Source organism: Lentzea sp. NPDC051213 (assembly GCF_044455585.1).
Taxonomy (GTDB): domain Bacteria; phylum Actinomycetota; class Actinomycetes; order Mycobacteriales; family Pseudonocardiaceae; genus Lentzea.
Genome location: NZ_JBITEX010000003.1, coordinates 192,996 through 217,402 on the forward strand (window position 1 = coordinate 192,996; position 24,407 = coordinate 217,402).

The window sequence follows — 24,407 nt, forward strand, 5'->3', positions numbered from 1 at the left end:
GTTTCCCCTCGGTCATGACTTCGACCAGATGACACAAGGCCGTTCGTGCATCTGGGTCTAAACCCAGAGTGGCACAGACCGCGAGGCGTAAGCGAGAGAAGTTCACCAACAGCAAACGTGAGCGGTACACAAGTCACAGTTGACCTGCGTGTTCAGCCTGCTGACCGCGAGACAACCACTCGAACGGACTAGCCAGAACCTAGGCACAGGAACGGTCTGCGGAACGGGTCCTTCGCCATCGCTTCAGCGAGCGCGACGGCTGGCGCGGCGCCCGCCACCAGCGCCCGGTGGTAGTCCGCCATCGCGGCCGCGCTGGTCTCGTCGCCGACCTTGCTGGCCGCCGCGACGACGGTCCTCGTGCCGCCCGCCAGCATCGCGCCGGCGAATCCGAGGGCCTCATCACCAGGGCGAACGCGGTTCGAGGCGAGCGAACAGGCGGACAGGACGACATGCGCAGGCGGCGTACGAAGACGACCCAGTTCGTGAGCGAACAGCGGGCCGTCGACGAGTTCGAGCCGGGAGAACAGCGCGTTCTCGTTCTCGTGTTCACCATGGGCGGCCACGTGCACGAGATCCGCGCCGTCGAGATGTGCGAGCACCGCCGCCGCGGTCGCGTCCCCACCCGACAGAACCTTCGCCCTGTCGTGGTGTGAGGCCAGCCGGTCCAGCTCGTCGTCGGCGAACTGCAGGCTCGGGCCCCTGACCAGCAGCACCCGATCGGCCTTCGGCTTGTCGGCCTGGGCCGCGGCGAGCCAGGCCGTCGCCGAGGGCGCCGTGACCACAGGGCGGCCGTGCAGGCTCGGGAGGACACCCCACGGCACCGTGTACAGCGGACCGGTCGGGACCACGACCAGTTCCCGTTCACCGATGAGGTGGATCAACGGCTTGATCAGCAACGAATCCAGCGCGGCTGCCTGCCTGCGCGCCGACCCGCCGATGACTTCGACCAGCGGCGGTGGGAGGTAGTCGGGAGCCAGGGCGTTGAGGTCGATGTGGAGCTTCTGCGCCCCTTCCAACGCGTCGTCCGCGGCACCGAGGCGGACCATCCGCACCTGGCCGCCCGCGACGACGACGGCCACCATGTCCCCACCGGACACCACGAAGCTGACCATGGCACGCTCGCCCAGCTCGGCGATCACCTCGTTGATCGTCGCCATTTCACGCGTGCGTCCCCACCGCTGCGAGTGCCAGCCCAGCCTGGTCGCTTCGCGCTGCGCGTTCACCAGCTCGTTGCGCAGCTCGCTGGTCGATCGACCGTCGAGACCTGCGCGCATCAGCTCCCGGCCGAGCCCGCGCACCTCGGCGATGCGTTCTGCCAGCTCGATGTTCTCGATGAGTTCCTGCGGTTCGTAGCGATAGGCCTGTGCTCGGGTGCGCTCCAGCCACACGAACATCTGGCGCGCGTTGTTGCTCTCCAGCGCCAGGCGGATCGCGAGTTCACGCAGCTCACGACCGTGCACCGCGGTCGCGGACACCAGTTCGAGTCCCCCGAGCTGGTCTCGCACCAGGCCGAGCTCGTCCAACCCCTTGCGCGCGTGCCGCAATGCGGTGCGGCGGTCTCCTTTGGCCAGAGCGAGCTCGGCGAGCACGAGTCGGCGTTGCATGCGGTGGTCGATCGGCGTGACCGCGCGCGGACCCGGCAGGCGGCTCAGCAGTTCCTCGGCCTCTGTGATCCGGCGCCTGCGAACCTGGAGCCGGACGGCCAGCAACCCTGCCAGCCGGGCTTCGTCGATCAGGTGGTTGGCCGCGAGGTGCTCGGAGAGGGTCAACGCCTTCTGCACCAACGCGTTCGTCACCCGCTTCACCTGCATGGCGTGGGCCCAGAGCTCGATCAGCGCGGCCACCATCCACCAGGTGCTGCCGCGCTTCTCCAGCTTGCGCATGGAAGCCTTCGCCATGCGACGGGCCAGGTCGTACTGATCGTCGAGGAGTGCCGCCGATGCCCGGTACATCTCCACCTCGGCGATGTCCTGGCTGACCTTGTTCTTGCGCAGTACCGGCAACGCCTCGTCGAGCATCCGGCCGACGTGGTCGGACATGCCCACCATCAGCAGACACTCCGCGTGCAGGAGCTGAACGCTGGCGAGCAGCGAAGGCTTCTGGTGGGCGCGGAAAACGTTCTCCGCCTCCTCGTAGCGCCTCAGCGCTTCGACTACGTCGCCGCTCTGTTTGTAGGTGTTGGCGAGCGCAACGACCGTGTACGGATAGAGCCGGTCCAGACTGTGTTCGAGGCTGAGAGCCGACACCCGTTCCAGATCAGCGATCGCGGTCTGACGCCGACGAATGGCCGCGTTGGAGTAAGCCCTGGCGATCAACGACGACGCGAGCCGGTTCACCCATTCCGCGTCGACTCGTTCCGGCGAGGTCCGCATCGCGTCTTCGGCGAAGTCGATGAAGGGGCTGAACCACTGGACCGCCTGCTCGGGCTGGCCCATCCGCATGATCATGCTGCCGCGGTAGTAGTCGGAGTTGCCCTTCAGCAGGACACGCAACCACGGATCAGGAAGCAGCTCGATCTCACGATGGGCGCTGTCGAACAGCTCGACGGCGGTGTCCGAGCCGCTGGCCTCAGCGGTGGCGTCACCCAGGCAATACAGGATGCGAGCCCGCAGCTCCGTCCGCTCCGGACTGTCAGGCGCGCGATCGGCGTGCACGAGTGCACGCTTGTGAAGGCGGATGGCAGACGGGAAGCGGTAATGGTCCTGCTCCGTCCACCCCTTCTGGTACAACTCGCGCGCTCTGTCCAGAGCACGAGCGGGCATGTGATCATCACACCACATGCGACCAAACGCCGCTGTCCGCCAACCAGGCGCAGAGCCGGATGACGGACAGCGCGGAGTGTGACCTAGGCCACGACGTCCTTGGGCAGATTGTCCGGGTGGTTCGGGCAGTCCGCGTCATGCACCTTCGACTCCTCGGCGGTCAAGTCCTCCGCCGTCGGCGCGAACTTCGGCGTCGGGCCGCAGCACTTCGGCTCGACCACCGGCCCGTCCGGCTTGTTGTCGTCGTCAGGCGTGATGATGTCCTTGACCTTCTCAAGGATGTCGTCCAAGAAGCCTTCACGCTGTGCGCTCATGAGGTATCCCCCCTCGTTTGACCTATTTACTCTCATCCCCCCAGATGAGTTGCAACGAGAGAGTCGCACACACGGCTACACGTATACGTCTCAATTAGCTAACAGCCACCCGTCCGGCCTAAGATCACAAAGGGTCACCTGCACGAACAGGTGACCCTTTGTGATTCTCGCTTCGATTATGTATCTATGAGCAGCGTGCGATCACGATCTCGCGAACGCGTGCTGCGTCGGCCTGACCCTTGGTCGCCTTCATGACCGCACCGACAATCGCGCCGGCCGCCTGGATCTTGCCGTCGCGGATCTTCTGAGCCACGTCCGGCTGCGCCGCGAGAGCCTCGTCGACGGCCTTCTCCAGCGACGAGTCGTCCGAGACGACCTTCAGGCCGCGCTTCTCGACGACCTCGTCCGGCGAGCCTTCGCCTTCCAGCACGCCGTTGACGGCCTCGCGGGCGAGCTTGTTGGTCAGCGCACCGGAGTTGACCAGCTCGATCACCCGTGCCACCTGGGCCGGGGTGATGGGCAGGTCGGTCAGCTCGACGCCGCGGGTGTTGGCCTGCTGCGCGAGGTAGCTGACCCACCACGGGCGGGCCTCGTCCGGCTTGGCGCCGGCCTCGACCGTCGCGATGATCAGGTCCAGCGCACCGGCGTTGACCAGGTCGCGCAGCACCTCGTCGGTGAGGCTCCACTCCTTCTGGATGCGCGCGCGGCGCTCCCAGGGGAGCTCGGGCAGCGTGCCGCGCAGCTCCTCGACCCACTCGCGCGACGGCGCGATCGGGACCAGGTCCGGCTCCGGGAAGTAGCGGTAGTCCTCTGCCGTCTCCTTCTTGCGGCCGGGCGAGGTGCTGCCGGACGACTCGTCGAAGTGACGGGTCTCCTGGGTGACCTCGCCGCCGGACTCGAGCACCGCGGCCTGCCGCGTCATCTCGAAGCGGACAGCGCGTTCGACGCTGCGCAGCGAGTTGACGTTCTTGGTCTCGGTGCGGGTGCCCAGCGCGCCGGTGGTCTTCGGCGAGAGCGACACGTTCGCGTCGCAGCGCAGCGAACCCTGGTCCATGCGGACGTCGGACACGTCGAGCGCCTTGAGCAGGTCGCGCAGCGCCGTGACGTACGCGCGGGCCACCTCGGGAGCGCGCTCGGCGGTGCCCGGGATCATCTTGGTGACGATCTCGATCAGCGGCACACCGGCGCGGTTGTAGTCGAGCAGCGAGTGCTCGGCACCGTGGATGCGACCGGTCGCGCCGCCGACGTGCAGCGACTTGCCCGTGTCCTCCTCCATGTGCGCGCGCTCGATCTCGACCCTGATGACCTCGCCGTCGTCCAGCGTCACGTCGAGCCAGCCGTTGAAGGCGATCGGCTCGTCGTACTGCGACGTCTGGAAGTTCTTCGGCATGTCCGGGTAGAAGTAGTTCTTCCGCGCGAACCGGCACCACTCGGCGATCTCGCAGTTCAGCGCGAGGCCGATGCGGATCGCCGACTCGATCGCCTTGGCGTTCACCACCGGGAGCGCGCCCGGCAGGCCGAGGCACGTCGGGCAGGTGTTCGTGTTCGGCTCGCCACCGAAGATGTTCGCGCAGCCGCAGAACATCTTCGTGTTGGTGTGCAGCTCGACGTGCACCTCAAGACCCAGGACGGGGTCGTACTTCGTGACGACCTCGTCGTAGTCCATCAGCTCAACCAGAGAGGTCATGCCAGGTCGTCCTTCCGCAGAGCGCGAACGGCCAGCGCCGCACCGGTGATCGCCACGGCGATGCTGGCGATCGCGTTCGCCAGAGCAAGCTTGTCGTTCTTCTCCCGCGCGGCCCGCAGGCCGGAAACCGCGGCCACGGCGCCACCGACGGCACCCGCGAGACCGAGGAAACCCTTGGCCTTCTTGATGTTCACAGCGACGGGCCTCCAAACGCACCACGCGCCGCCTCGTAGGCAGCGGCCACGCGGTACATGCGGTGGTCCTGCAGCGCCGGCGCCATGATCTGCAGGCCGACCGGCAGACCGTCCTCATCGGACAGACCGCTCGGCACGCTCATGGCCGGGGTGCCCGCCAGGTTCGCGGGAATCGTGCAGAGGTCGGCCTTGTACATGGCCATCGGGTCGTTCGCGCGCTCACCGATCTTGAACGCCGTGGTCGGCGTCGTCGGCGAGATGAGCACGTCGAAGTTCTCGAACGCCTTCGCGAAGTCCTGCGTGATCAGCGTGCGGACCTTCTGCGCCGAGCCGTAGTACGCGTCGTAGTAGCCGGACGACAGCGCGTACGTGCCGATGATGATGCGGCGCTTGACCTCCGGGCCGAAGCCGGCCTCGCGGGTCAGCGACATGACCTCTTCGGTGCTGCGCGTGCCGTCGTCACCGACGCGCAGGCCGTAGCGCATGGCGTCGAACCGGGCGAGGTTCGACGAGCACTCGCTCGGCGCGATCAGGTAGTACGCCGGCAGCGCGTAGTCGAAGCTCGGGCACGACACGTCCGCGATCTCCGCGCCGAGCTCCTTGAGCTGCGACACGGCGGCCTCGAAGCTGCGCAGCACGCCCTGCTGGTAGCCGTCACCGCTGAACTGCGTGACGACACCGATGCGCACACCGGACAGGTCGCCCTTCAGACCCTCGCGGGCAGCGGCGACGACCGGCGGCACCGGGGCGTTGATCGAGGTGGAGTCCATCTCGTCGTAGCCGGCGATGATCTCGTGCAGCAGCGCGGCGTCGAGCACCGTGCGCGCACACGGACCGGCCTGGTCGAGGCTCGACGAGAACGCGACGAGGCCGTAACGGCTGACACCGCCGTAGGTCGGCTTCACGCCGACGGTGCCGGTGACCGCGCCGGGCTGGCGGATCGAGCCACCGGTGTCGGTGCCGATCGCGAGCGGCGCCTGGTGAGCGGCCAGCGCGGCGGACGAGCCACCGCCGGAACCGCCGGGGATGCGGTCGAGGTCCCACGGGTTGTGCGTGGGGCCGTACGCCGAGTTCTCGGTCGACGAACCCATGGCGAACTCGTCCATGTTCGTCTTGCCGAGGATGACGACGCCGGCTTCCTTGAGCTTGCGGGTCACCGTCGCGTCGTACGGCGGCAGCCAGCCCTCGAGCATCTTGGAACCGACGGTCGTCGGGATGCCCTCGGTCGTCATGACGTCCTTGAGCGCGAGCGGCACACCGGCGAGCGGCGAGACCTTCTCGCCCGCCTTGACGGCGTCGTCGACCTTGCGGGCCTGCGCGAGCGCGCCCTCGGCGTCGACGTGCAGGAAGGCGTGGACCTTCCCGTCGACCTCGGCGATGCGGTCCAGGTGGGCCTGCGTGACCTCGACGCTGGAGACCTCACCGCTGTGGATCTTCGCGGCGAGCTCGGCCGCGGTGGTGTGGATCAGGTCGTTGGTCATGCTTCCTCACCCAGGATGCGGGGCACGCGGAACCGGCCGTCCTCGGCCTCAGGAGCGCCGGAGAGCGCCTGCTGCTGACCTAGGCTCGGACGGACCACGTCCTCGCGGAAGACGTTGGTCAGCGGAACGGCGTGCGACGTCGGTGGGATGTCGGCCGTGGCGATGTCGCCAACGGTGGCCACCGACTGGAGGATCACGTCGAGCTGTCCGGCGAACAAGTCGAGCTCGTCCTCGGTAACAGCCAGCCTGGCGAGCTTCGCCAGGTGCGCGACCTCGTCGCGGGAGATGCTGGGCACTCCTGTCAACCCCCGTAGGGTCGGGATACGAATCGGGAACCCCGTGAGTCTATGGGCTGGTCAGGTGCGCCTTCGAACGGGTTGCTGACCAGCATCTCAACTTAACCGTTCCGCAACGCGACCAGCGGGTCATGCGTCAAGGATGCGTCTGCGAGAATCACCGACCGGCAACGGCGCGAGACGCGGGGTCTCGCGCACGAGCTATGGAGGCGTTCACCTTGTCCTTCCTGATCCGGGTCCAGCTCCCGGACCGTCCCGGCACCCTCGGCGCGGTCGCAACGGCATTGGGCGAGATCGGGGCGGACATACTCAGCGTCGACGTGGTGGAACGCGGTTCCGGGCTGGCCATCGACGACCTCGTGGTGGAGCTGCCGTCCGGCCGGCTGCCGGACACGTTGATCACCGCGGCCGAATCCGTCGAAGGTGTCGAGGTCGACGCCGTGCGCCCATATGCCGGGATTCTGGACACCCACCGCGAGCTGGAGCTCGTGGAAGAGGTCGCCGAGGAACCGCGCAAGGGCCTCGAGGTCTTCACCGAGGGCGTCCCGAAGATCATCCGCGCCGGCTGGGCCGTCGTCGTCGGACCGGAGGGCACCGGTGTCGGGAGGCTGACCTCGTCGTCCGCGGCACCGGAGACGCGGATCGCCGACGCGCCGTGGTTCCCGCTGGAGCGCGCGACCGTGCTCGACGGCGAGGACGAGTGGGTGCCGGAGACCTGGCGTGAGCTGGGCACGGAGCTGGCGGCCACGCCGCTGGGCAAGCCGGACCGGGTGCTCGTCGTCGGCCGGCCCGGCGGGCCGATGTTCCGCGCGGCCGAGGTGGCTCGGCTGGCGCACCTGGCCGGAATCGTCGCGGTCGTGCTGCCCGACTAGTTCGGGGCTCGGCCTTCTGGGTGCCGGATCAGCTCGGGGCCTTGGACCTCTGGTTCCTTCTTGCCGTCGCGATCAGTTCGGCGTTGTTCCTGGCCAGCACGCCGTCCGGTCGCCTCAGGGTGTCGCCCAGGCCCATGCGCACGTGGTGTTCGAGCCTCACCGCGTAGGTGAAGACCGGCCAGGCGTCGTTCTCCCTGCCGTGCAACAGGATCGGCAGACCGAGCGGTTCCACCTGGCGCAAGAGTTCTTCTGCGGTCTGGGGCGTCGCCGTGACGGTGATCCGGGTGACGCCCGGTGGCACCGGTCCGAGGTCACAGACGCTTTCGACGACGAGCTCCACACCGACGTTGACCTGGTGCAGGGCCTGGGCCAGCTCCCGCCAGCCGGGGTCGTCGACGTGGACGCTCGCGACGTCGGGCCGGCCCGCCGCGAGCGGTGCCCAGCTGGCGATCACCGCGAGGCGGTTGCCGGGGACGTTCGTCGACACGCTGATCTCGATGCCCGGCACGGCGGCACGCACCGTGGCGATCGTGGTGGCGATCTCCGGGCCGGCGAGCGTGGCCGCGCCGATGACGTCTCTCGGGTGGAAGTGCACCGAGGTGACGCCGAGTGCGGCCACGTCGGCGGCGTCCTCGGCGAGGCGCTCGGGGGTCAGTGGCAGGGCCGGGTGCTCCTCGGCTGTGCGGGAGCCGTTCAGACAGGCTTGCAGCACAGTTCATACGGTCCCACACAAAACCGCTGCGCGCGTTGCTCCAAGGGTTAGTTTGAAGCTATGCGACTGGCCGTTGTTCTCGCCCAGCAGACCGACTTGGCGCTGGGCGATCTGGCGCTGGGGTTGGCCGGGCTGCTCGCGGTGGTGACGGTGATCGTCGTCGCGGTCAGGCGGAAGCGGTGATTCCTCTGCCTGTCGGGCCGCCCGAGGCCGGCCGCCGGTGAGTCCCTCATGTTCTGCGGAGTCGGTGATCTACCACCAGAATCGGGCGTGATCGCCCCAACCCCGGAGGTAGAAGATCATGGCTGTCACCGTGAACCTCGACATGCTGCTCGACAAGGCCTACGAGAACCTCCCGCTCACCGAGATCCTGGACGCCCCCGTCGACGCGCTGCAGGGTGTGAGCCCTGGCGACGCGGAGAAGCTCAAGGCCGCGTTCAACATCAAGACCGTGCGTGACCTGGGCACCAACAAGTTCTTCCGCGCGGCCGTGACGCTGCTCGACCTGGAGGCCACCGCCCGTTAGAGCACGATCCGGTAGTGGACGAACTGCGTTTTCTCCGCGACCTGGTCGTAGAGCCCGCGGGCGGTCTCGTTCCACTCGCTGGTGTGCCAGTACACGCGGCAGCACCCGCGCTGTTGCGCCCACTCCTTCACCGCCTCGATGAGCGCGCGGCCCGCACCATGGCCGCGCGCCTCGGGTGCGGTGAACAGGTCCTGCAGGTAGCAGACGTCCGGGCCGGACGTGCTCGGGTGCTGGAAGAAGTGCGTGATTCCGACGAGCTCGCCCTCCAGGCGCGCGCCCAGAGCGTGGATGTGGTTGCCCGCCAGGAAGGCCTTCCACTTCTCGTCGAAGGTTTCCGCTGGCAGCGTGCGTTCGTAGAAGGTGTTGTAGCCCTCGAAGAGTTCCTGCCACCGCTCGCGGTCTGCGGGTTCGAGCGGGCCGATCGCGATCATGTTGTTCCTCTCGTGGGTCACCCGGTTGGATGACCTTCGTGTCGACGACCCTCACCACCGAACTGCTGCTGCACCGCGCGGGCACCAAGTCGTACTGGCGCGGGCTCACCTACCGCGAGTCCGTGCTGTCCCTGCGGGTGCACAGCCGGCACGTGACAGCGCGGGTGCGGGGAGGCGAGGACGCCGCGTACGCGGTGGAGCTCTCGTGGTCGGGTACACATCTGGTCGGCGCGTGCAGTTGTCCGCACGGGTCCGAGGGGTTCTTCTGCAAGCACTGCGTGGCGGTCGGGCTGGTGCTGCTGGACCGCGGCGAGACCGTGCCGCCGCCGGATGCGGAGGACGTCGAGCTTCGAGACCAGCTGAGATCGTTGCCCGCGGAGGTGCTGCGCGAACTGCTGTACGAGCAGGCGGCGGGGGATCTCAAGTTGCGGGCGCGGATCATGTCATGGCTCGGATAGCCTGCCGCAGAACTGGGTGTTCGGCGGCAGTTTGCACACGGCACCCGGTGGTTGCATGGCGGCCGCGAGCACCCAGCCGTGTGCGGTGCGGTTGAAGATCAGCACGTGCGTCATGGCAAAGCTGCTGTGCGTCACGCCGCCGAACTCCCGGTAGTGCAGTGCGGTCTCCTCGCGGATGTGGGTGATCACGCTGCCGTCCGGGTCCACCACGACGCGTCTCAGCGTGATGCGGGCCTTCGCGTGGGAGTAGTAGCCGCCGGGCGAGTACGAGTTGTGCCGCTCGCGGCGGGCGTGGAGTTTGGACTCGTCGATGCGCAGCTGTGCCGCGAAGGCTTCGGTCGTGGGCACACCGAAGCCGGAGACCTGCGGGCTGTTGGTGAGCTTGTCCGCGCGGTGCTGGAAGTAGCTTCGGGCGAGCTCCTCGATCTGTCGCCGCTCGTGGTCGGGCAGGCGGCCTGGCCCGGCCGATGCGGCCAGCAGCAACGCGGACACGAGCAGCACAGCGGCAGATCTCATCTCGCGAACCCCCATTCGCACTCGCTGGGTAGACGCGCGAATGGTGCCGAGGTTCCCTAGGCGGGCATGCCCCAGGCGTAGGCCACCAGGTTCACGCCGGGCAGCGGTGCCCAGTCGCGTTCCGGCATCCGCGTGAACCCGAGCCGTTCGTACAACCGGTGCGCCGTCAGCATCTTCTCCGACGACGACAGCACGACGTGCCCGGCACCGGCCGCCTTGGCCCGGTCGATCACGGCGCGCACCAGGGCCTCGCCCACGCCCCGGCCGCGCGCCGAGGACGCGACCGAGAGCATGCGGAACTCCAGTTCGCCGGACTCGGAGATCTCCGCGTAGGGCGTGCCGGGGTGCACGACCGTGACCGAGCCGAGGACCTCGGCGGAGGCTCCGTCGACGGCCACCAACAGCTCGGCGTCGCGGAAGCGGGACGCCGCGTCGGCCAGGGTGTCGGCGTAGTCGTCGGTGCCGTCCAGGAAGCCGTCGACCCGGTACGCCTCGACGGTGATCGCACCGACGGCGGGCAGGTCGGCCTCGCGGGCCGGGCGGATGAGCAGGTCAGCCATCTGAGCCTTCTTCCCCGATGACGGCCACGTCCCTCGCCGCGTCCGGGCCCTGTTCCAGCAGGACGCGGAAACCCGCCTCGTCGAGAACCGGGACCTTCAGCGAGATGGCCTTGTCGTACTTGGATCCTGGCGAGTCGCCGACGACCACGAAAGCGGTTTTCTTGGACACCGAACCGGCCGGCTTGCCGCCGCGGGCCAGGATGGACTCCTTGGCCTCGTCGCGGGAGTACTCGTTCAGCGACCCGGTGACCACGATGGACAGGCCCTCGAGGTTGCGGGTGATGGACGCGTCGCGCTCGTCCTCCATCCGCACGCCCGCGGCCCGCCAGCGCTCCACCACACCCTGGCGCCACTCGGTTTCGCGCCACTCGACGACCGCTGTGGCGATGGTCGGGCCGACGCCCTCCGCACTCGCGAGGACCTCCTCCTCCGCCTCGATGATCGCGTCCATCGAGCCGAACTGCATGGCCAGCGCGCGGGCCGCGGTGGGGCCGACGTGGCGGATCGACAGCGCGACCAGGACCCTCCACAGAGGACGGGACTTGGCGGACTCCAGGTTGTCCAGCAGCTTCAGCGCGTTCGCGGAGAGCTCGCCGTTCTTCGTCGTGAACCGCTCGACCTGCTGCAGGGCGTCGGCGTCGAGGTCGAACAGGTCGGCCTCGTTCGTGTACACCGTCGACTCGGTGATCGCGGCGGCCGCCTCGTAGCCGAGCACCTCGATGTCCAGCGCGGCGCGGGAAGCCAGGTACGCCAGGCGTTCGCGCAGCTGACCGGGGCACGTCTCCGCGTTCGGGCAGCGGATGTCGACGTCGCCCTCCTTCATGGGGCGCAGCTCGGCGTTGCACTCGGGGCAGCGCGTCGGCATCACGAACTCGCGCGCGTCGGCCGGCCGCGCGGCCAGCACCGGGCCCAGCACCTCGGGGATCACGTCGCCCGCCTTGCGGATGACGATGCGGTCGCCGATCAGCACGCCCTTGCGCTTGACCTCGGACCCGTTGTGCAGCGTCGCCCGCGCGACCGTCGAGCCGGCCACCTTCACCGGCTCCATCAGCGCGAACGGCGTGACGCGGCCGGTGCGGCCCACCTGGACCTTGATGTCCAGCAGGGTCGTGGTGGCCTCCTCCGGCGGGTACTTGTAGGCGATGGCCCACCGGGGAGCGCGCGACGTCGTGCCCAGGCGGCGTTGCAGCGACACCTCGTCGACCTTGATGACCACGCCGTCGATCTCGTGCACCGCGTCGTGCCGGTGCTCGCCCCAGTACTCGACGTGCTTGCGGACGTCCGCCGGGTCGGTGAGCACCTTGGTGTGCGTGGAGACCGGGAGACCCCACGTCTTCAGCGCCTCGTACGCGAGCGACTGGCGGGCGACCTCGAAGCCCGCCGACTTGCCGATGCCGTGGCAGATCATCCGCAGCTTGCGGGCCGCGGTGACCTTGGGATCCTTCTGCCGCAACGAACCCGCGGCGGTGTTGCGCGGGTTCGCGAACGGCGGCTTGCCCTGCTCGACCAGCGAGGCGTTGAGCGCCAGGAAGTCCTCGACCGCGAAGAAGACCTCGCCGCGGACCTCGACGAGATCCGGCACCGGGTACTCGTCGGAGCCTTTGAGGACCACGGGCACATCCGCGATGGTGCGGACGTTCAGCGTCACGTCCTCGCCGGTGCGCCCGTCCCCCCGGGTCAGCGCGCGCGTCAGCCTGCCCTTCTCGTACAGCAGGTTGATCGCGAGACCGTCGATCTTCAGCTCGCACAGGAAGTGCGTGCCCGCGCCGATGTCCTTCTGGACGCGCTCGAACCAGCCCGTCAGCTCGTCCTGGGCGAACACGTTGTCCAGGCTGAGCATCCGCTCCAGGTGGTCGACCGCCTTGAACTCGGTCGAGAACGTGCCGCCGACCAGCTGCGTCGGCGAGTCCGGTGTGGCGAGGCCGGGATGCTCGGCCTCCAAGGCCTCCAGCGACTTGAGCAGATCGTCGAACTCACCATCGGTGACGATCGGATCGTCCAGCACGTAGTAGCGGAACTGGTGCGAGCGCACCTGTTCCGCGAGCACGGCATGCCGCTCGCGCACCTCTGCGGGGACGTCTTCAAGGCTCTCGCTGGTCACGTCCGACAGCTTAGTGACCTGGTCTGACAGTTCTAGTCGTCCGAAACCTCGGCGAGTGTCCGAACGAGTGAACGCAGCTCCAGCAGGCTGATCGTGCCCGCGGGCTCCAGTTGCGCGGTCTCCACGCGGCGCAGCCGCTCCCCCGCCAGCCGCTCGCCGAGCGTGACGTCCAGCGGCAGGAACGTCATCGTCTGCCGCTGCTGGTCGGTCAGTTCGGCCAGCGCCGGGTGGTACACGGCCACGTCCACCACGTCACCGTCCACCTGGGCCACCACGCGGTAGTCGCCCAGCCGCAGCTTCACGCCGCCGAGGTTCACGATCACCTCGGTCGGGTCCGGCACCGGTGGCACCGAGTCGTGGAACTCCCACACCATGTCGGTCGGCGGCGCCGCGGCGATCCACGCGTCGGTGTACGGGCGCAGCCGCGGGTCTTCCTGACCCGTCACGACCAGCGCGTACATCGCCAGGTGGCCCTGTTCGAGCGAGAAGATCAGGTCCGGGTGCAGACCGGCGACCAGCTCCTGCAGCTCGTCCTCGACCCGGTGCGGTTCCCCGTCTCCCAGCGCCGCGCTCACGACCGGGACCAGCTCGAACCACCGCTCCCAGAACCGTTCGGCGGCCTCTTGAGCGCTAGGCACGTGCGTAGGAGCGTCGTCTTCGGGCTTGCGGCGGCGGAACCACTTCATGATTCTCAAGGGTAGGGCTTCCACCCCTCGGCCAGCCGCTCAACGAACTGAGCGATGCGCTTCTGGCGTGTCTCCGCCCTCTTCGCGTCGTGCACGCGCAGCAGCACCGCGTACCGGTTCTGGCTGCTCAGCGTCTCGAAGACCTTGGCAGCCTCGGGGTTCGCGTCGAGCGCCGCCCGCAGGTCGTCCGGCATCTCGATCGTCGCGGGCCCCGCGTAGGCGGCCTCCCAACGGCCGTCCGCCTTGGCCTTCTCGATCTCGGCGAGCCCGGCGGGCAGCATCCTGCCGGCCGCGATCAGCTCCTCGACCTTGCCGCAGTTGCGCTTGGACCACTTGCTGCGCGCCCGTCGCGGCGTCCAGCGCTGCGAGTAGTAGGTCTCGTCGATGGAGCGCACGAGCCCGTCGATCCACCCGTGGCACAGCGCGATGTCCAGCGCCTGGTCGTAACTGATCGACTTGAGCCCTGAGGTCTTCTTGGCGTACTTGATCCACAGCTCGCTCTCCGTGGCGCCGTTCTCGTGCAACCACGCGTCGAACTGCTCGGGCCCCTCGAAGAAGATCAACGCACTCTCCTCAGACACAACGTCATGTCCTCATAGGGAACACCGAGTTCGGCCTCTTCGGGGCAACTTTCCTTCGCGATGCCGACGACCTGCACGTTCACCCGCGGCGCCGCGCAGTCGAACTTGGACACCACGGACCGCTGGAGGTCCTCGGTGTCGAGCTCGAAGCAGTCACCCTCCTTCGCGTTCGGCAGCAGGCACAGCGCCGCGTTGTGCCTGGTGTCGCGCAGGACCTTGTACTCGCCGCGAGGGCAATCCGCGGACGTCTCCGTGAGCACGGTCCCGATCCTCAACGCGGCCCGGTCGCCGTTGCAGTCGATGACGGTGAGGCCCAGGTCGTTCTCGCCGGGACCGTTGAACTTGACGCAGGTGTCCTCCGACGCCTTCGAGTAGTCGGTGAGGAACATCGAAGCTGCGGGCGCGGGTTCGTCGTCGTCCGTGCTGAACAACGCCCACAACCCGAGGTACGCCAACACGGCAAGTACGCACACCATCACGGTCTGTCTCACGACCACGCTGCGGATTATGGCGGCGAAAACTCAGTGGCGCGCGACGACTCGTCGGTCCACAGTGCGCGTCATGCTGATCCGGCGGGAGACACCCGCAGACATCGACGCCATTCGTGCCGTGACCGACCTGGCCTTCAAGCACGGCCCCGAGGCCGGTCTGATCGACGAGCTGCGTGCGGACGAGGGGTGGATTCCGGAGCTGTCGCTGGTGGCGGACGGCGTGATCGGCCACGTCGTGTGCACCCGCGGGTACATCGAGGAAGTGCCGGTGCTCGGGCTCGGGCCGATCGCGGTGCATCCGGATCGTCAGCGCGCTGGTGTCGGCAAGGCTCTGGTGCATGCTGTGCTGGGTGCGGCGGAGGCTCGGGGTGAGTTGGCGGTCATCCTGCTCGGCAGCCCCGCTTACTACTCGCGGTTCGGGTTTCGGCTGGCGTCGGAGTTCGGGATCACGCCGCCGGTTCCTGAGTGGGCGCCGCACTTTCAGGCTCGGCTGTTCGCGCCGGTGCGGGCGGGTGCGTTCCGGTACTCGGAGCCGTTCAACCGACTTTGACCACTGTGCCATCGGCTCGCCGCGCAAAGACCGAGCCATCCGGCCGGGCCGACACGGAATCGATGAAACGACCCTCGCTCACCTGCTCCCAGGCCGTGCCAAGGCGGTGCACCCGGCCGTCGACCAGCGCGTAGACACCGACCGTCCCATCAGGACGGAGCACCGCCTCCGGCGATCCTTCGAGACCGCCAGCGACCTCGCGCCACCCGCCCGGGATGCTGACCACGAGCGCGGCGCCGGACCGCACGTACACCGCCACCGAGCCGTCCAGGTACGCGATCGCCGAGGGCTTGCCGGCGGCGAACCCCGGCGGGCTCAACGGAATCGATCCCGATTCGCCCCCCGCCTGGGGGGAGCCTGAGGCCCCCACTCCTATCGTCGCAGAAGGGTCTGACAATTCCTGGACGCTGCCGTCGACGGCCACGGCGTACAGCCTGACCGTCCCATCAGGACGGAGCACCGCCTCCGGATCACCCGCCACTCCGGCAGCCACCTGCCGCCACGCCCCGTCCGACAGCACCATCACGGCACCCCGCACGGTCCGGGCGAACACGAGGCTCCCGGCCACCGAAGGACGTCCAACGAAGTCACCGGACGTGCTCAGCCGCGTGTCATCGACCCAGACATCGCCGTCCCGCACCACGTAGACACCGCCGTCCACGACCTCTGGCCCGCCCTGCCACGCCTGCCGCAGCATCGACGAGGCCCGGTCCAGCGCCTGGTCGTAGCGCTCGGGGCAGCACGACCGCTGCACGGCGTCCGCGAGCAGTCCCGGCGTCAGGTCCGGCCGGTCGATCTTCGCCGCGTACTCGAAGAACCGCCGCGCCGCGTAGGACACGTCCATGATCTGCTCGGGCGTGCCCCACCCCATCGACGGCCGTTGCTGGAACACGCCCAGGGAGTCACGGTCGCCGCAGTCGAGGTTGTTCATGTGTGACTCGACCCAGCCGGCCGCGAACCCGGCGAGCATCACCTTGTCGCTCACCCGCATCGACAGGCCCACCAAGTGCACGGTCCTGATCACCTCAGGGTCGTGGACACCCGGCACCCGGCACGCGGCGTTCAGCGGCAGGGCGTGAGCCGGGGCAGCCGCCAGCAACAGCACGAGAACCAACCCGAGCCTGAGCACAAGTCCGAATTGGACACCCGAACACGAAGAAGCGCCACACGGAAGTGTGGCGCTTCCCCGAAAGAAACCTCAGCCGTTGGCGATCAGCGAGAAGCCGAGCACACCCGTCGCCGTGAAGTCGATGGCGGGCTCGGAGCTCGGCCACGACCGCAGGTCGTCCGCGAACACGGACTTCTCGGAGTTGAACTCGAGCGTGTACGGCTTGGTGCAGTCCACCGAACCCGGCGGCATCTCACCGAGGTCACCGAACAGCGTGGCGTCGTTCGGGCCGTTGATCACGGCGCCGACCAGCACCTTCGCGCCACCGTTCGGCGAACCGGAGAGGTTCGCGGCCTGGTGGTGCGGGCACTCCGGGAACTTCGCGCCGACACCGACGATCAGCGAGGTGCCCCAGGCGTTCGTGCCGAGGGCGAAGCCGCGCTGCTGGGTGCCGAACGTCTCGTACTGCGCAGAGCCGGTCACCTTCTTGTACAGCGCGGCCGTCGTGATGAAGCCGAACGTGCGCGAGCCGACGTCCCAGGTCTCGACGTTGGCGGCCGTGCGGAACGGCGAGTTCTTCGACGCGTCCGCGCCCTGCTGCAGCTGGCGCTGGAGGTCACCGACGACCTGCGCCTCGGTCACCTCGGCACCGGGCACGCCCGCCCTCAGCAGCTTCGCGAGGTCGGCGTGGCCGAGCGCGGAGATGTTGTAGACGTTCAGCGTGTCGGGGTCGGCCGTCGCCAGGAACTCCTTGGCCCAGTGCGTGGCGGCACGCGCGAACTGGTTGTAACGCTTGTCGTTCAACGCCTTCGCGGCCAGCGCGAGCTGGGTGGCACCGAACTCCAGATCGTCGGTCCACGACGACTCCGGGTAGTAGGCGTGCGGGAACGCCGTCACGAGCTCGCCGACATCCGAGGTCTTGGCCAGCGCGAACAGCTTCGCGGCCTTGTCCAGGTACTCGCACGCCAGCCGCGGGTTCCGACGAGCCTCGATCTGCGCGGCCAGCGCGAACGACCCGGCCACGCGGCCGACCAGGTTCGGGCTGATCTTGTCGCCGGCGACGTTCGCGCGGAACGCGGGGCGGTGCTTGATGTAGTACTCGCTGTCGCCCGGCTTCACGTTCAGCTTGTCGTCGGCCTCGGGCAGGCGCCACACGTCGTGGTCGCCGACGAAGCCGAACTCCTCGGAGCCGGTACCGATGCCGACCTGCGCGTAGAGCGTGCCGGACTTCTCGTCCCACGCCTTGTCGAGCCACTCGAGGCCGAACTTGGCCTCGTCGTACAGCGCGTCGTTGTGCTTGTTGCGCAACGCCAGCAGCATCGAGGCGGTCGAGTAGGACGAGGCGTGGGTGAACTTCACGAAGTCACCCGCGTCGAACCAGCCGCCCTCGAGGTCGACCTTCGCGCCGGTGGGCTTCAGCGGCGCCGCGATCTGGTCGCCGCCCTCTCCCTTGAACACCGGCTCCTCGTAGACCAGGGTCTCGCGGTCGGTGAGGTGCGCCGGCTTGCGGTTCAACCGGCCGGGGATCACGTCGGCGCCGTCGCGCTGCGCCTGGAAGAACTCGACGGTGTTGTGCGCGACCGGCGCGAACAGCTTGTTCAGCGAGTCGATCTTGAACGCCGTCGAGGTCGTCGAGCCGACCTTGATCCGGTACGTGCCCGGCGCCTTGACACGAGAGAAGTCGATCGGGTGCACCGAGGGGAACTTGGTGCTCCACGAGCCCGTGGAGGCGCCCGTCTTGCCGGTCAGCACGGTCTTGCCCCTGCTGTCGACAACGGTGAACGTGGCGTTCGCGGCACCACCGAGCACGTAGGCGTGCTTCGCCTCGGTGGTGCCGAAACCGATCTGGTCCAGTCTGATGTGTCCGGTGGGAGCCGCCTGAGCAGGCGCCACGACCACACCGGTGAGCACTGCGGCAACTAGAGCCGCGCGTCTGATGCGCATGAGGGGGAACTCCCGGTCCAGGCCCGGCGGTGGCCTACGGTTAAGAAAGTTTCCTAATAGTTCGCAGCAGACTAGCCGCACAAACCGGACATCACCAGCCCTCAGGCGGTTCCAAAAAGGCCGAGGAGAGATCACGGGTCAGCGACAGCGAGCGCTTCACCCAGCTCGACGTCGCACCCGCGAGACCGCAGGTCGGCGTCGGCAACGCCTTCTCCGCCAGGATCGACCGCGGGAAGCCGAGGCGGTCCGCCAGGGTGAAGGCCCGCTGCCCGACCTCCTTCAACGTCACCGGCGTGCCCGGATCAGTGCTCGGCACCAGGCCCAGCACCAGGGTCGTGCCCGCCTCCCACGTCTCGCCGATCTCGTCGAGCGACTCCGACCCCTTGATCAGCGTGGCGTCGAACGCGATCGCCGACGCACCCGCTTCCCGCAGCAGCGTCAGGGGCGGCTGCGGGGCACAGCAATGAACGATCACCTCATGGTCGTTCAAGGCATCGATCACCGTGGCGAGCACCGCGCGGGCTTCCTGCTCGCCCACCGCGGGCACGGTTCCGAGCTTCGACGGCGTCGGCAACAGGCCCCGCAGCACGGCGGGCAGACCGGGTTCGTCCAGCTGCACGACGACCTTCGCCCCGGTCCGCCGCGCGACTTCGGTGGCGTGCTGCTTGAGGCCCTCGGCGAGCGACTCGGAGAACTCCTTCACAGCACCGGAGTCCGTGAGCACCCGATGGCCGCGCATCAGCTCGATGTTCGACATCAGCGTCCACGGTCCGGCGGACTGCACCTTCACGACCTCCGGCTGCGCGCCGGCGCGTTCCAGCGCCTCGTCGAACGCGTCCAGGTCGCCCCTGAGCAGGTCGACGGCCCGGCGGTGGTCGCGGCCGGCGCGAGCGGTCACCCGGTAGCCGGACGTGATGACCTCGATCGCGAGGTCGACGAGCAGGCCGGCGGTGCGGCCGATCATGTCCGCGCCGACTCCCCGGCCAGGCAGCTCCGGCACGTGCGGCAGCTCAGGCAGCTCTCCGACGACGACGCGCGCCGCCTCGTCGATGTCGGTTCCGGGCAGCGATCCGATTCCAGTGGCTCCACGCACCCATCGAATTGTTCCACTGTCCGCCGGACAGAAGAGGTCTAGACCCATTGACGCTGTGGTCTAGGCCACTTACCGTGATTGAGCAGGTGCTGAGCGTGTGAGCACCTCCCTGTACGTGGTGGGGGAACGCGTCGCGCCCCGCGTTCCCACACCGCCCCTTCCTCCCCTGCCGGAAGGACCCGCCCGATGGCCCGCTTCGCCCTTCTCGCCGCCGGGGCCGCCACCGCGCTGGTGGCCGGACTCGTCGCGATCGCCCCTGCCTCGGCCGCCGGCGAATCCGCCGTCTTCAGCCAGGACTCCACCTGGAGCTCCGGCTACCAGGGCAAGTACACGATCACCGCTGGCACCACCGCGCTGAACGGCTGGAAGCTCGAGTTCGACCTCACCGGCGCCTCCCTCGGCTCTTACTGGGACGCGACCGCGACGAGCAGCGGCAACCACCACACGTTCACCAACCGCGACTACAACGGCTCGGTTCCGGCCGGGTCGTCCGCGAGTTTCGGCTTCCTGGTGAGCGGCTCCGCGGTACCCACGAACTGCAAGCTCAACGGCGTTCCGTGCGGCGGTGGCACGCCCACGACGACGACCACGACTCCCACCACCACAACGACTTCCGATGTGCCGCCGATTCCGGGCAGTGCCCGCGTCGCGCCGTACGTCGACATCACGATGCCCTCGCCGTCGCTGATCGACGTGGCCAACGCGACCGGCCAGAAGGTCTTCACGCTCGCGTTCGCGCTGGGTTCATCAGCGGGCTGCTCTCCCGCGTGGGGCGGCACGGTCCCGCTGAACGACAGCCGGATCGTCAACGACGTCAACGCCCTGAAGGCGCGCGGCGGCAGCGTGATCGTCGCGACCGGCGGCGCGATGGGCCCGTACCTGGAGCACGTCTGCTCGACCGCGGACTCCCTCTACAACGCCTACGTGGCCGTGCTGAACGCGGTGGGGTCGAACAGCCTCGACGTGGACGTGGAGGCGACGATCCCGCACGCGATCGTGAACACGGCACTCAAGCGGCTGCAGGACACCCGTGGCACCACCATCAGCTACACGATGCGCATCCAGGGCCAGGACTACGGCATGGACCCGTACTCCGTGTCAGTGCTGCAGGACGCGGCCGCGAAGGGCGTCACCGTGCTGGTGAACCCGATGCTGATGAACTTCGGTTACACGGGCAACTGGGGCGACGCAATGGTGGCCGCCTCGAACGCGACCCTCGGCCAGATGCGCTCTATCTGGCCGTCGAAGACCGACGCGCAACTCAAGGCGTTGCTCGGTCTCACGCCGATGATCGGACGCAACGACACCGGAATGACGACGACGCAGGCCGACGCGCGGAAGGTGCTCGATTACGCGAAGGCCAACCACGTCGGGCGGGTCGCGTTCTGGTCGGCCGGCCGCGACAACGGCAGCTGCCCCGGCGGCGGAGTTTCGCCCACGTGCAGTGGAATCTCGCAGGCGAATTGGGAGTTCACCAACCTGTTCAAGGCGTACTCAGGCTGAGTCGCCCCTGCCGGGCAAAGGCCGGCGCGGGATCTTCCGTCCTCGCGCCGGCCTTTGCTCGTTCGTCCGAGACCTTTAACAGCTGCTGCAGCACCCGCAGCCCGGACCCGTGCACGAGCCGCAGCAAGAGCATCCAGCCATGTTGACCTCCTCCGATGTTGAGCGATCAAGCATCCGGACAGTAAGACGCTCTCAACGCTGCGTGACACCACCGCGCGAGTGATTACATTGCACGAATGAATGGTCCTGCGGAGATGCTCGCCGCCGACAAGGCGTCGACCGCGCTCGGCATCACGCCGGTCGAGCTGCGCGACGGCTACGCGTTGCTGCGGATGACGGTCACCGAGCTGATGATCAATGGCCACGGCATCGCGCACGGCGGTTACGTCTTCCTCCTCGCGGACACCGCGTTCGCCTGCGCCTGCAACAGGGCCGGGTCCGTCACCGTCGCCGCCACGGCTGAGATCGACTTCATCCGGCCCGCGCAGGAAGGCGACGAGCTGGTGGCGGAGGCGGTGGAACGGACCCGGTTCGGCCGCAGCGGGATCTACGACATCACGGTCAGGCGAGGGTCTGAGACGGTCGCCGAGTTCCGCGGCCGATCGCGGACCCTGCGCTCCTGAGGCCGATCGACTGCAGGATCGCGAAGCCGAACACGGCCAGCGCCTGAGCGAGGACCAGCGCCACACCGGCGTCGGTGAACGGGAACCACTTCAGCTCGGCCGCGAGAACGCTGTCCACACCCCACACCGCGTTGCCGATGATGATCAGCAGCACCATTCGGCGGTCCGGCGCGGTCCGCGTGCCCAGGGTGAACACGCCTGCGCCGTAGACGACGAAGAAAATGCCGACACCGATCAGCCACGCGGCCGGGAGCCCGATTTCCGGGCGGATCAGCAGGGCGAGCACGCCCATCGTGAACGAAGCGACACCGTCGAGTTTCAAGGCGAATTTCAACATGGCCCGACGATCACCCGCCCAGCGCTGCCAGAACCACGTCAAGCGCTGCCAACTCCTGCCATCAGGTCCGTCGCGACCAGGCGCGCGGCGGCGTTCTGCCAGTTGTGGAGGGTGCGCTCGGGCACCTGTGTCACGAACCACTGCAGCGCGCGGCGATCCTCGGCGTCCAGGTCCTCGCGCTTGGTCCGGACCGAGTACGGGCGGATTCCCTTGATGTAGTAGAAGTACAGCGCGTTGTAATAGCGCCATTCATCGCTCGTCCCGAAATCACCGTCCGCGGGCTTGAGCCGTTGAATGCTCATGAGCAACATGTTCTTCAACGCGGCGGCGCGGTCGAGCGGCGCGCCCTCCTCGGTGAGCGCGATCAACGGGCTCGCCACGAGCTTCCCCAGATCGCCGTAGTGGCTCAACGCCTTCCGGGTGAGGCGAGCGAACTCGGCTTCGTCCTCGGTGATCAGGGGCCGGCGCTTGGGCAACGACTCGGCGGCCTCACGGAGCTCGGCGCGTTCGGCCGCAACAGCAGGCACGGCAAGACGGTCGACCACGGACGCGAGCGGGTTCGCGAGCACCTGAACCGCGATGGCCGCCGCGACCGTCGTGTAGGCGAGCAGCTGCGGACCGCCGAACAGGACCACCTGCGAGCCGAACAGCACCGCCGTGAAGCCCGCGATCACGAACGACCGCAGCATGTCCGCGCGGATCGCCTCGCCCTCCTCCACCGCGTCGGTGACCGCGACCAGCACCCCGAACACCACGAGGTCGAAGCCGATCGACGGCAGCGTCACGGCGTTTGGCAGAAGTTGCAGGAGGAAGGCGGCAGCAGAAAGCCCGAACATCACTCCGACGAGTGAAAAGTAGGTGCGTTTCCTTATGGCTAGGACTGTCGACACGGCCAAAGGGAGCAGTACGAGCCATGGCACCCAGAACGATGCGACGAAGAACGGCACCACCCCGACGACCCACCACCGGATCAACTCGGGGCGGGCGATCAACAGGATCGCACCCGTCCAGGCCAGCGCGGGTACGCCCAGCAGCACCGGATGTGGCACGACGACCGCCGCCGAATAGCCGAGCATTCCCGCCCCCGCCCACCACAGCAGCGGCTTGCGCGGATCGCGCGCGAGCAGGTACAGCCCCAGCCACCAGGCCAGGCCGGAGACCAGCAGCGATAGGCCAAACACAGGTCAAAGCTAGCCCTACCTGCGAAACTAATCTTCATGCCGGTAGAGCTGACGCTCCACAAAGCGGCCGACGAGATGAACCGAGGCGATCTCGCGAACGTGCTTCGCGCACGTCAGCGCATCGCCGGGCTCGTCGGCACCTACCCGCACCGGCTGGATCTGCGCGAGCGGCTCGCCGAGGTCTACCGGGTGCTGGGCCAGCCGGCCCAGGCCGGCCGCTGGAACTACCTGTCCGAAGAACGCGACCCCGAGGAGACGCTGGCCTTCGAACGCGCCTACCGCCACGCCGACGCCCGGCTCGTGGCGTTGAGCTGGCAGGGACGGGTGGACGAGGCGCCCACCGAGACCGCACGGATCCGGCTGGAGTCGCTCTACCTGGAGGCGCGGGTCGCACTGCAGCACGAGCTGGACGCGACCCCGAACGAGGAAACGTCCTGGGGCGCCTGCCTGATCGTGATGGTCGGCGGCACGTTCATCCTGGTCTGCTTCCTGCTCGGCATCGTGACTCTCGCGCAGTTCTTGTGGAGGCTGGTGTCATGAGAACGCTCTCGCAGTACGTCCGCCGCACCCCGGTCATGCACGTGACGGTCGACGGGCGGCAGCTCGTCTTCAAGCTGGAGCAGCTCCAGCTCACCGGCTCGTTCAAACTGCGCGGCGCGGTGAACAAACTGCTGGCGCTGAACGTCCCGGAGGCCGTCACCGGAGTCGTCACCGCGTCCGGCGGCAACCACGGCATCGCCGTGGCCCAGGCCGCCCACCTGCTCGGCGCGCACGCCACCGTGTTCGTGCCGGTGACCGCACCCGAGACCAAGACCAGGCGCATCGAAGCGTTGGGCGCCAAGCTGATCCGCCACGGCAACACCTACGCCGAGGCAGCCGCGGCAGCCCGCGACCTCGGCCTGACGTACATCGAGGCGTACAACGACCCGACGGTGATCGAGGGCCAGTCGACCGTCACCCGCGAGATCGTCGAGGACGCACCCGAGGTGGACTCGATCGTCGTCGCGGTCGGCGGCGGCGGGCTGGTGGCCGGTGCCGCGTTGGCTTCCGGCGGGAGGCACATCGTCGCGGTGGAGCCGGAGAACTGTTGCGCGATGCACCACGCCCTGCAGGCCGGTGAACCGGTCGACTCGGTGGTGAACTCCGTGGCGGCAGACGCGCTGGGCGCGACCCGCGCCGGCTCGTTGGCGCTGGGAATCCTGCAGCAGCACCAGGTTTCGTCGGTTCTGGTGTCCGATGAGGAGCTTTTGGCGGCGCGCGACCGGTTGTGGGAGGAGTTCCGGCTGGCCGTCGAGCCCGCTGGGGCCGTGGCGTTCGCCGCGGTTCTCAAGGGAGACGTGCCGGGCGAACTGCCGTGCGTGATCCTTTGTGGAGCTAACTCGGAGTGGTTGGCACGTTAG

28 protein-coding genes are annotated in these 24,407 nt (G+C 68.3%); 9 read left to right on the top strand and 19 right to left on the bottom strand.

All coding sequences use genetic code 11. From position 1 onward, the window contains the following. Nucleotides 1-188 precede the first annotated feature (188 nt). The 6 genes from ACIA8G_RS14390 to gatC form a co-directional block, all read right to left on the bottom strand. Nucleotides 189-2,654 (bottom strand): CHAT domain-containing protein, encoded by a 2,466-nt coding sequence (locus ACIA8G_RS14390; protein WP_396418887.1) that lies wholly within the window; start codon nt 2,652-2,654, stop codon nt 189-191. A 191-nt stretch (nt 2,655-2,845) separates the two neighbouring features. After that, nucleotides 2,846-3,076, bottom strand: coding sequence for a hypothetical protein (locus ACIA8G_RS14395; RefSeq protein ID WP_396418889.1), 231 nt, complete (start codon nt 3,074-3,076; stop codon nt 2,846-2,848). Between the two features lie 184 nt (nt 3,077-3,260). Next, complete coding sequence (gene gatB / locus ACIA8G_RS14400; protein WP_396418890.1) at nt 3,261-4,763, bottom strand: Asp-tRNA(Asn)/Glu-tRNA(Gln) amidotransferase subunit GatB; 1,503 nt, start codon at nt 4,761-4,763, stop codon at nt 3,261-3,263. Next, nucleotides 4,760-4,957: a hypothetical protein gene (locus tag ACIA8G_RS14405; protein ID WP_396418892.1), complete on the bottom strand. Its 198-nt coding sequence runs from the start codon at nt 4,955-4,957 to the stop codon at nt 4,760-4,762. The genes gatB and ACIA8G_RS14405 overlap by 4 nt, the downstream gene beginning before the upstream one ends. Beyond that, nucleotides 4,954-6,438 (bottom strand): Asp-tRNA(Asn)/Glu-tRNA(Gln) amidotransferase subunit GatA, encoded by a 1,485-nt coding sequence (gene gatA / locus ACIA8G_RS14410; protein ID WP_396418893.1) that lies wholly within the window; start codon nt 6,436-6,438, stop codon nt 4,954-4,956. The genes ACIA8G_RS14405 and gatA overlap by 4 nt, the downstream gene beginning before the upstream one ends. Further along, nucleotides 6,435-6,734 (bottom strand): Asp-tRNA(Asn)/Glu-tRNA(Gln) amidotransferase subunit GatC, encoded by a 300-nt coding sequence (gatC, locus tag ACIA8G_RS14415; protein WP_086660690.1) that lies wholly within the window; start codon nt 6,732-6,734, stop codon nt 6,435-6,437. The genes gatA and gatC overlap by 4 nt, the downstream gene beginning before the upstream one ends. A gap of 218 nt (nt 6,735-6,952) precedes the next feature. On the opposite strand from gatC, the gene ACIA8G_RS14420 reads away from it, so the two are divergent. After that, nucleotides 6,953-7,606, top strand: coding sequence for an ACT domain-containing protein (locus tag ACIA8G_RS14420; RefSeq protein ID WP_396418894.1), 654 nt, complete (start codon nt 6,953-6,955; stop codon nt 7,604-7,606). 28 nt (nt 7,607-7,634) lie between these two features. On the opposite strand, the gene ACIA8G_RS14425 is transcribed toward ACIA8G_RS14420, so the two are convergent. Further along, on the bottom strand, nt 7,635-8,318 hold the full coding sequence (locus ACIA8G_RS14425) for a 3-keto-5-aminohexanoate cleavage protein (RefSeq protein ID WP_396418895.1): 684 nt from the start codon (nt 8,316-8,318) through the stop codon (nt 7,635-7,637). Between the two features lie 60 nt (nt 8,319-8,378). Here ACIA8G_RS14425 and ACIA8G_RS14430 point away from each other — a divergent pair, with 60 nt between their 5' ends. Together ACIA8G_RS14430 and ACIA8G_RS14435 are read left to right on the top strand one after the other, a co-directional pair. Continuing rightward, on the top strand, nt 8,379-8,501 hold the full coding sequence (locus tag ACIA8G_RS14430) for a hypothetical protein (RefSeq protein WP_396418896.1): 123 nt from the start codon (nt 8,379-8,381) through the stop codon (nt 8,499-8,501). 118 nt (nt 8,502-8,619) lie between these two features. Next, on the top strand, nt 8,620-8,844 hold the full coding sequence (locus tag ACIA8G_RS14435; RefSeq protein WP_396418897.1) for a hypothetical protein: 225 nt from the start codon (nt 8,620-8,622) through the stop codon (nt 8,842-8,844). Here the strand turns inward: ACIA8G_RS14435 and ACIA8G_RS14440 are convergent. Further along, nucleotides 8,841-9,296 carry a GNAT family N-acetyltransferase gene (locus ACIA8G_RS14440; protein ID WP_396418898.1) on the bottom strand — a complete coding sequence of 152 codons (456 nt, stop codon included), beginning with the start codon at nt 9,294-9,296 and terminating at the stop codon, nt 8,841-8,843. The genes ACIA8G_RS14435 and ACIA8G_RS14440 overlap by 4 nt on opposite strands. Before the next feature lie 17 nt (nt 9,297-9,313). On the opposite strand from ACIA8G_RS14440, the gene ACIA8G_RS14445 reads away from it, so the two are divergent. Next, nucleotides 9,314-9,733 carry an SWIM zinc finger domain-containing protein gene (locus ACIA8G_RS14445; RefSeq protein ID WP_396418899.1) on the top strand — a complete coding sequence of 140 codons (420 nt, stop codon included), beginning with the start codon at nt 9,314-9,316 and terminating at the stop codon, nt 9,731-9,733. Here ACIA8G_RS14445 and ACIA8G_RS14450 read toward each other — a convergent pair. From ACIA8G_RS14450 to ACIA8G_RS14475, 6 genes are read right to left on the bottom strand one after another with little or no spacing between them, the layout of a single operon-like run. Next, nucleotides 9,719-10,249, bottom strand: a complete 531-nt coding sequence (locus ACIA8G_RS14450; RefSeq protein WP_396418900.1) for a hypothetical protein — start codon at nt 10,247-10,249, stop codon at nt 9,719-9,721. The two genes, ACIA8G_RS14445 and ACIA8G_RS14450, sit on opposite strands and share 15 nt — an antisense overlap. A gap of 56 nt (nt 10,250-10,305) precedes the next feature. Continuing rightward, the gene (locus ACIA8G_RS14455; protein WP_396418901.1) at nt 10,306-10,809 is read right to left on the bottom strand and encodes a GNAT family N-acetyltransferase; all 504 of its coding nucleotides are present in this window, start codon (nt 10,807-10,809) and stop codon (nt 10,306-10,308) included. Next, nucleotides 10,802-12,940, bottom strand: a complete 2,139-nt coding sequence (gene ligA / locus ACIA8G_RS14460; RefSeq protein ID WP_396419662.1) for an NAD-dependent DNA ligase LigA — start codon at nt 12,938-12,940, stop codon at nt 10,802-10,804. The genes ACIA8G_RS14455 and ligA overlap by 8 nt, the downstream gene beginning before the upstream one ends. Nucleotides 12,941-12,942: 2 nt before the next feature. Then, a complete protein-coding gene (locus ACIA8G_RS14465) occupies nt 12,943-13,596 on the bottom strand; it encodes a hypothetical protein (RefSeq protein WP_396418902.1) in 654 nt (217 codons plus the stop codon). A gap of 5 nt (nt 13,597-13,601) precedes the next feature. Further along, nucleotides 13,602-14,177, bottom strand: coding sequence for a YdeI family protein (locus tag ACIA8G_RS14470; protein ID WP_396418903.1), 576 nt, complete (start codon nt 14,175-14,177; stop codon nt 13,602-13,604). Then, nucleotides 14,156-14,674, bottom strand: coding sequence for a hypothetical protein (locus tag ACIA8G_RS14475; RefSeq protein ID WP_396418904.1), 519 nt, complete (start codon nt 14,672-14,674; stop codon nt 14,156-14,158). Before ACIA8G_RS14475 ends, ACIA8G_RS14470 begins: the two co-directional genes overlap by 22 nt. A 64-nt stretch (nt 14,675-14,738) precedes the next feature. On the opposite strand from ACIA8G_RS14475, the gene ACIA8G_RS14480 reads away from it, so the two are divergent. After that, a complete protein-coding gene (locus ACIA8G_RS14480) occupies nt 14,739-15,218 on the top strand; it encodes a GNAT family N-acetyltransferase (RefSeq protein WP_396418905.1) in 480 nt (159 codons plus the stop codon). Here the strand turns inward: ACIA8G_RS14480 and ACIA8G_RS14485 are convergent. The 3 genes from ACIA8G_RS14485 to ACIA8G_RS14495 all read right to left on the bottom strand — a co-directional run bounded on the left by ACIA8G_RS14485 (nt 15,205) and on the right by ACIA8G_RS14495 (nt 19,411). Next, on the bottom strand, nt 15,205-16,347 hold the full coding sequence (locus ACIA8G_RS14485) for a hypothetical protein (protein ID WP_396418906.1): 1,143 nt from the start codon (nt 16,345-16,347) through the stop codon (nt 15,205-15,207). The two genes, ACIA8G_RS14480 and ACIA8G_RS14485, sit on opposite strands and share 14 nt — an antisense overlap. Nucleotides 16,348-16,416: 69 nt before the next feature. Beyond that, complete coding sequence (locus ACIA8G_RS14490) at nt 16,417-18,270, bottom strand: glycoside hydrolase family 9 protein (RefSeq protein ID WP_396418907.1); 1,854 nt, start codon at nt 18,268-18,270, stop codon at nt 16,417-16,419. Between the two features lie 91 nt (nt 18,271-18,361). Next, nucleotides 18,362-19,411, bottom strand: coding sequence for a methionine synthase (locus tag ACIA8G_RS14495; RefSeq protein ID WP_396418908.1), 1,050 nt, complete (start codon nt 19,409-19,411; stop codon nt 18,362-18,364). Nucleotides 19,412-19,549: 138 nt separating this feature from the next. Here ACIA8G_RS14495 and ACIA8G_RS14500 point away from each other — a divergent pair, with 138 nt between their 5' ends. Beyond that, entirely contained in the window at nt 19,550-20,866 is a 1,317-nt protein-coding gene (locus ACIA8G_RS14500; protein WP_396418909.1) for a cellulose binding domain-containing protein, read from the top strand. 236 nt (nt 20,867-21,102) lie between these two features. Next, a complete protein-coding gene (gene paaI / locus ACIA8G_RS14505; protein ID WP_396418910.1) occupies nt 21,103-21,489 on the top strand; it encodes a hydroxyphenylacetyl-CoA thioesterase PaaI in 387 nt (128 codons plus the stop codon). Here the strand turns inward: paaI and ACIA8G_RS14510 are convergent. Next, a complete protein-coding gene (locus ACIA8G_RS14510) occupies nt 21,428-21,826 on the bottom strand; it encodes a hypothetical protein (RefSeq protein ID WP_396418911.1) in 399 nt (132 codons plus the stop codon). The two genes, paaI and ACIA8G_RS14510, sit on opposite strands and share 62 nt — an antisense overlap. A gap of 38 nt (nt 21,827-21,864) precedes the next feature. Beyond that, a complete protein-coding gene (locus tag ACIA8G_RS14515; protein WP_396418912.1) occupies nt 21,865-23,007 on the bottom strand; it encodes a hypothetical protein in 1,143 nt (380 codons plus the stop codon). 36 nt (nt 23,008-23,043) lie between these two features. On the opposite strand from ACIA8G_RS14515, the gene ACIA8G_RS14520 reads away from it, so the two are divergent. Further along, on the top strand, nt 23,044-23,547 hold the full coding sequence (locus ACIA8G_RS14520) for a DUF6584 family protein (RefSeq protein WP_396418913.1): 504 nt from the start codon (nt 23,044-23,046) through the stop codon (nt 23,545-23,547). Continuing rightward, the gene (locus ACIA8G_RS14525) at nt 23,544-24,407 is read left to right on the top strand and encodes a serine/threonine dehydratase (RefSeq protein ID WP_396418914.1); all 864 of its coding nucleotides are present in this window, start codon (nt 23,544-23,546) and stop codon (nt 24,405-24,407) included. The genes ACIA8G_RS14520 and ACIA8G_RS14525 overlap by 4 nt, the downstream gene beginning before the upstream one ends.

Coding starts and splice junctions, on each gene's coding strand:
- ACIA8G_RS14500 (WP_396418909.1), top strand. CDS start 19,550: ATGGCCCGCTTCGCCCTTCTCGCCGCCGGGGCCGCCACCGCGCTGGTG.
- gatA (WP_396418893.1), bottom strand. CDS start 6,438: ATGACCAACGACCTGATCCACACCACCGCGGCCGAGCTCGCCGCGAAG.
- gatB (WP_396418890.1), bottom strand. CDS start 4,763: ATGACCTCTCTGGTTGAGCTGATGGACTACGACGAGGTCGTCACGAAG.
- ACIA8G_RS14465 (WP_396418902.1), bottom strand. CDS start 13,596: ATGAAGTGGTTCCGCCGCCGCAAGCCCGAAGACGACGCTCCTACGCAC.
- ACIA8G_RS14455 (WP_396418901.1), bottom strand. CDS start 10,809: ATGGCTGACCTGCTCATCCGCCCGGCCCGCGAGGCCGACCTGCCCGCC.
- ACIA8G_RS14395 (WP_396418889.1), bottom strand. CDS start 3,076: ATGAGCGCACAGCGTGAAGGCTTCTTGGACGACATCCTTGAGAAGGTC.
- ACIA8G_RS14495 (WP_396418908.1), bottom strand. CDS start 19,411: ATGGGTCTAGACCTCTTCTGTCCGGCGGACAGTGGAACAATTCGATGG.
- ACIA8G_RS14480 (WP_396418905.1), top strand. CDS start 14,739: ATGCTGATCCGGCGGGAGACACCCGCAGACATCGACGCCATTCGTGCC.
- ACIA8G_RS14490 (WP_396418907.1), bottom strand. CDS start 18,270: ATGCGCATCAGACGCGCGGCTCTAGTTGCCGCAGTGCTCACCGGTGTG.
- paaI (WP_396418910.1), top strand. CDS start 21,103: ATGAATGGTCCTGCGGAGATGCTCGCCGCCGACAAGGCGTCGACCGCG.
- ACIA8G_RS14520 (WP_396418913.1), top strand. CDS start 23,044: ATGCCGGTAGAGCTGACGCTCCACAAAGCGGCCGACGAGATGAACCGA.
- ACIA8G_RS14525 (WP_396418914.1), top strand. CDS start 23,544: ATGAGAACGCTCTCGCAGTACGTCCGCCGCACCCCGGTCATGCACGTG.
- ACIA8G_RS14450 (WP_396418900.1), bottom strand. CDS start 10,249: ATGAGATCTGCCGCTGTGCTGCTCGTGTCCGCGTTGCTGCTGGCCGCA.
- ACIA8G_RS14435 (WP_396418897.1), top strand. CDS start 8,620: ATGGCTGTCACCGTGAACCTCGACATGCTGCTCGACAAGGCCTACGAG.
- ACIA8G_RS14510 (WP_396418911.1), bottom strand. CDS start 21,826: ATGTTGAAATTCGCCTTGAAACTCGACGGTGTCGCTTCGTTCACGATG.
- ACIA8G_RS14430 (WP_396418896.1), top strand. CDS start 8,379: ATGCGACTGGCCGTTGTTCTCGCCCAGCAGACCGACTTGGCGCTGGGC.